General features: G+C 67.4%; 4 protein-coding genes. 2 read left to right on the top strand and 2 right to left on the bottom strand.

Translation table 11 applies throughout. The features are described 5' to 3' along the window. On the top strand, nucleotides 1-963 hold a 963-nt coding region (locus tag ACFU7D_RS28430; protein ID WP_378873593.1), incomplete at its 5' end, for a DUF808 domain-containing protein. Between the two features lie 20 nt (nucleotides 964-983). Here ACFU7D_RS28430 and ACFU7D_RS28425 read toward each other — a convergent pair. Further along, entirely contained in the window at nucleotides 984-2,309 is a 1,326-nt protein-coding gene (locus ACFU7D_RS28425; protein ID WP_378873591.1) for a flavin-containing monooxygenase, read from the bottom strand. Beyond that, nucleotides 2,306-3,475: a serine hydrolase domain-containing protein gene (locus ACFU7D_RS28420; RefSeq protein ID WP_378873589.1), complete on the bottom strand. Its 1,170-nt coding sequence runs from the start codon at nucleotides 3,473-3,475 to the stop codon at nucleotides 2,306-2,308. Before ACFU7D_RS28420 ends, ACFU7D_RS28425 begins: the two co-directional genes overlap by 4 nt. 176 nt (nucleotides 3,476-3,651) lie before the next feature. On the opposite strand from ACFU7D_RS28420, the gene ahcY reads away from it, so the two are divergent. Continuing rightward, a complete protein-coding gene (ahcY, locus tag ACFU7D_RS28415) occupies nucleotides 3,652-5,106 on the top strand; it encodes an adenosylhomocysteinase (protein WP_378873587.1) in 1,455 nt (484 codons plus the stop codon). Nucleotides 5,107-5,175 lie beyond the last annotated feature (69 nt).

Raw genomic sequence — 5,175 nt, 5'->3', positions numbered from 1 at the left:
GGCATGAGCGCCGGACTCTTCGCACTTCTCGACGACGTAGCCGCCATCGCCAAGCTGGCGGCTGCGTCCGTCGACGACGTCGGCGCTGCCGCCGGCAAGGCCTCGGCCAAGGCCGCGGGTGTCGTCATCGACGACACCGCCGTGACGCCGCAGTACGTCCACGGCATCGCCGCCGAGCGCGAGGTGCCGATCATCAAGAAGATCGCCTTCGGCTCGCTGCGCAACAAGCTGCTGATCATCTTGCCGGTGGCGCTGATCCTGGCGCAGTGGGCGCCGTGGGCGATCACCCCGATCCTGATGCTCGGTGGCGCCTTCCTCGCCTTCGAGGGTGTCGAGAAGGTCCTGGAGTGGGTTCGGCCGCACGAGGAGGCCCACGAGACGCCGGTCGCCCTGGAAGGTCCCGAGGCCGAGAAGACGATGATCTCGGGTGCTGTACGCACCGACCTGATCCTCTCCACCGAGATCATGGTGATCGCGCTCAACGAGGTCATCGACCAAGGCTTCTGGATGCGCCTCGGTGCCCTGGTGGCGGTCGCCTTCCTGATCACGCTCGTGGTCTACGGCGTGGTCGCCCTGATCGTGAAGATGGACGACGCCGGCCTCTCGCTCTCCCAGCGCCCCAGCGCGTTCGCCCAGCGGCTCGGCCTGGGCATGGTCTCGGCCATGCCGAAGGTGCTCGCCGTGATCTCGGTGGTCGGCACCATCGCGATGCTCTGGGTCGGTGGCCACCTGATCCTGGTCGGCGTCCACGACGTCAACGGTCTCGCCGCCGGTCACCCCGGTTGGGCGTGGCCCTACGACACCGTCCACCACCTCGAGGAGGAGGTCCACCACGCCCTCGGTGCCGTCGGCGCGGCCGCCGCGTGGCTGGTCAACACCTTCTTCTCCGCGGTCGTCGGACTCATCGTCGGAGCGATCGTGGTCGGCGTACTCCACCTGCTGCCGTTCAAGAAGAACCACTGACACACCGCGCCTACCCGCGCCTACCCGCTCCTGGCTGCCCGTGTCTCCCCGGCCTCGATCTCGGCCATCAGGTCGATGACGTAGCGGGCGAAGTCGATCTGGATGGTGTGGCGTGGGGCGGCGTAGTACTGCTCCAGGTGAGCCTCCTCGTCGGCCTTCAGGATGCGCTCCTGCTCCTCGACAGGTGGGAGCGCATAGCTCCCGGTGAGCAGGCGGGCCAGGAGCTTGGACTGCTGCTCGGCGAGGTTGACGATGGTGGGGGAGGACTGGGCGAGCCCCATGAAGTAGAGGTGGTCGGCGCCCGGCTTGATCATCCGCTTGAACAGCGGATAGCGGTGGTCGGCATCGGGATGCAGTGAGACCTCGGCTGGGTCGAAGAACGGGAACGACATGTCGTAGCCGGTTGCCGCGATCACCACGTCCGCCTCGACCGACGATCCGTCGACGAGGTGCACCGTCGATCCCTCGAACCGAGCGATCTCGGGAAGCATGTGGATGTCGCCCGAGCCGGCTTTGGTCAGGAAGTCGGCGCTGACCGACGGATGCGCGGACAGCGGCTCGTGGTCGGGCTCCGGGAGCCCGTACGTCGACATCGACCCGACCAGCCCGCGGATCAGCTCGCGGGAGGCCGCCAGCGCCTGTTCCTTGGGGATGTCGGGCGGAGCCATCACCTTGTCGGCAGGCTGCCCGTTGCGATACTTCGGCAGCACCCACACGCCCCGTCGCGCGGAGACGTACAGCTTCGACGCCATCCACGGCGAGGACAGCTCCGAGGCGATGTCCATCGCCGAGTTGCCCATCCCGACCACGATCACCCGCTTGCCGCGGATCTCGACGGGCTCGAACGGGGAGACGTAGGAATGGCTGTGGATGATCTCGCCGGCGAACTCGCCTTCCCACGCCGGCAGCCGTGGTGACCAGTGGTGGCCGTTGGCGACCACCAGGTCGGTGTAGGAGCGGGTCTCTCCGGTCGACAGCGTGACCTCCCAGGAGCCGTCCTCGCGCTGCGTCGCTCGTTCGACCCCGGTGTTGAACGTGATCTGGTCCCGCAGCCCGAAGTGGTCGGTGTAGTCGCGGAAGTACCGGTGGATCAGGGTGTGGTGCGGGAAGTGCGGGAACGACTCCGGCGCGGGGAAGTCCTCGAACTCCAGCCGACTGGTCGAGGTGTCGATGTGCAGGGACTCGTAGACCGAGGAGAGCCCGTTGGGGTTGCGGAAGTACCAGTTCCCGCCGATGTCGTCGGAGAGCTCGAACTGGTCGTAGGCGACCCCGAACTCCTTGAGCCGCTTGGCCGTCGTGATCCCCGAGCAGCCGGCGCCGATGATGCAGACCTTGACCTCGGTCATCGGGCCACCTCCATACCTGCCGCCTCCACGCACTCGAAGGCGGTGCGCACGTAGGCGTCGGTGCGCTGCGAGGAGGTCATGTGCTGGGTCATCCGGTTCATCGCGTACGCCACCGTGACCCGTCGTTCCAGGTCGTTGACCACGATCGCGCCGCCATAACCGGTCCACCAGCAGACCCGTCCCTCGGGCACCGCCGGCGCCGCCACCGGCTGCGGCAGGCCATAGCCGATTCCCCATCGCATCGGCGTCAGGAGCACCTGGTCGACACCGTCGGCCTGTACCTCGAAGATCCGCTCGATGGTGGCGGGTGACAGCAGACGTACGCCGTCGACCTCCCCGCCGTGGGAGACGGCCGACTGGATCCGGGCGATCGAGCGGGCGTTGCCGTGCCCGTTGATCCCGGCCAACGAGACCGTACGCATCGGGGCCGCGTTGAACTCGGCCGGATCCAGCTTCGGGTTGACCAGCGTCGGGATCATCAGGTTGCCCTCGGGCAGCGCGGTGACGTCGATCCCTCCGGGCGGGGGAGCCTCGAGGTCGGCGCAGCGGCCGAGCTCGCTCTCCCGGACACCCAGGTGGAAGTCGGCCCCCAGCGGCCCTGCGACCAGCTCGGCGAACACCTCCGAGAGCGGCTTCCCGGTGGCGCCACGGACCAGGCCGTCGACCAGATGCCCGTAGGAGACCATGTGGTACCCCGACCCCGAGCCCGGCTCGAACCAGGGTTCCTGTCGGGCGAGCATCTCGTTGGCGAGCGGCAGGTCCAGGAGCGCCTCGGTGGAGAGCGGCTCGGTCCACCCGGACATGCCGGAGGTGTGAGAGAGCAGGTGGCGGACGAGGACCCGCTGGTCGGCGAACGAGGGCCAGTAGTCCGCGACCGGAGCGTCCAGGTCCAGGTCGCCGCGGTCGGCGAGCACGAGCGCGGTCAGAGAAGCCATCGTCTTGGTCACCGACCAGACCCGGACGATGGTGTCCTCCCGCCACGCCTCGCCCGGCCGGGCCTCACCACCCCACAGATCGGCCACGAGCTCGCCGTCACGGATCACCGCGAGGGAGGCACCGAGGTCGGCTCCGGAAGAGAGGTTGCGCGCGAGCAGGTCGCGCAGGGGCGCGTACGCAGGGGCGCAGTCGCCCTGGACCGTGTGCGGGTCGGGTGTGGTTGCCGTCATGCCCGGCAATAATAGGAACTCGTTCTAGTTTTCGACAGGGTTACAGGCGAACTGTTGGTTGCGGATTACCGCTCCCGTCAACCAGCGCTTGTAGTCTGAGGGCAACCTGCGTGGGAGATCCCGCTGATGCGCAGATGCGCGACGCAGGCCCGCATTAACTTCGGTAAGGAATAACCATGGACTACAAGGTTGCCGACCTGAGCCTGGCCGAGTTCGGCCGCAAGGAGCTCTCCCTCGCCGAGCACGAGATGCCGGGCCTGATGGCCATGCGCGAGCGCTACGGCAAGGACCAGCCGCTCAAGGGCGCCCGCGTCGCCGGCTCGCTGCACATGACGATCCAGACCGGCGTCCTGATCGAGACGCTGACCGCGCTCGGCGCCGACGTGCGCTGGGCCACCTGCAACATCTTCTCCACCCAGGACCACGCCGCCGCCGCGGTCGTCGTCGGAGACGGCACCCCGGAGGCCCCCAACGGCACGCCGGTCTTCGCCTGGAAGGGCGAGACCCTGGCGGAGTACTGGGACGAGGCCGAGAAGGTCTTCGACTTCACCGACGAGGCCGGCAACAAGGTCGGCCCGAACATGCTCCTCGACGACGGCGGGGACATCACCCTGCTCGTCCACAAGGGTGTCGAGTTCGAGAAGGCCGGCGCGGTGCCGGGCCAGGACTCCACCGACAACGAGGAGTTCAAGGAGGTCCTCCGGGTCCTCGACCGTTCGCTGACGAACGACCCGCAGCGCTGGACCAACATCGCCAACGGCATCAAGGGCGTCACCGAGGAGACCACCACCGGTGTCCTGCGCCTCTACGACCGGTTCAAGGAGGGCTCGCTCCTCTTCCCGGCGATCAACGTCAACGACTCGGTCACCAAGTCCAAGTTCGACAACAAGTACGGCTGCCGCCACTCGCTCATCGACGGCATCAACCGTGCCACCGACGTGATGATCGGCGGCAAGGTCGCGGTCGTGTGCGGCTACGGCGACGTCGGCAAGGGCTCGGCGGAGTCGCTGCGCGGCCAGGGCGCTCGCGTCATCGTCACCGAGATCGACCCGATCTGCGCGCTGCAGGCGGCGATGGACGGCTACGAGGTCCGCCGCCTGGAGTCGGTCATCGAGACCGCTGACATCTTCATCACCACGACCGGCAACTTCGACATCATCCGGGTCGAGCACTTCGAGAAGATGAAGAACCAGGCCATCGTCGGCAACATCGGCCACTTCGACAACGAGATCGACATGGCCGGCCTCGCCAAGATCCCGGGCATCGTCAAGGACGAGATCAAGCCGCAGGTCCACCAGTGGATCTTTCCCCCCAAGGACGGCGCCGACGGCAAGAAGATCATCGTGCTCTCCGAGGGCCGCCTGCTCAACCTGGGCAACGCCACCGGTCACCCGAGCTTCGTGATGTCGAACTCGTTCACCAACCAGACGCTGGCCCAGATCGAGCTCTTCACCAAGACCGACGAGTACCCGATCGGCGTCTACGTGCTGCCCAAGGCGCTCGACGAGGAGGTCGCCCGCCTCCACCTCGGCGCCCTCGGCGTCGAGCTCACCGAGCTCAAGCAGGAGCAGGCCGACTACCTCGGCGTCCCGGTCGAGGGTCCCTACAAGTCGGACCACTACCGCTACTGATCAACGTCTGAACCGCCGCCGAGTCGGCTCGTTCTGACCGAAAACCCCGCCGAGTCGGCTCGTCACGAC

It is taken from the genome of Nocardioides sp. NPDC057577 (assembly GCF_042801335.1).
Lineage (GTDB): Bacteria > Actinomycetota > Actinomycetes > Propionibacteriales > Nocardioidaceae > Nocardioides.
Note: the sequence above shows the minus strand (reverse complement) of the source record. Positions and strands in the feature narration are given on the sequence as shown.

Bases quoted from the DNA above. Each gene is read 5' to 3' on its own strand.
- ahcY (WP_378873587.1), top strand. From the start codon at position 3,652: ATGGACTACAAGGTTGCCGACCTGAGCCTGGCCGAGTTCGGCCGCAAG.
- ACFU7D_RS28420 (WP_378873589.1), bottom strand. From the start codon at position 3,475: ATGACGGCAACCACACCCGACCCGCACACGGTCCAGGGCGACTGCGCC.
- ACFU7D_RS28425 (WP_378873591.1), bottom strand. From the start codon at position 2,309: ATGACCGAGGTCAAGGTCTGCATCATCGGCGCCGGCTGCTCGGGGATC.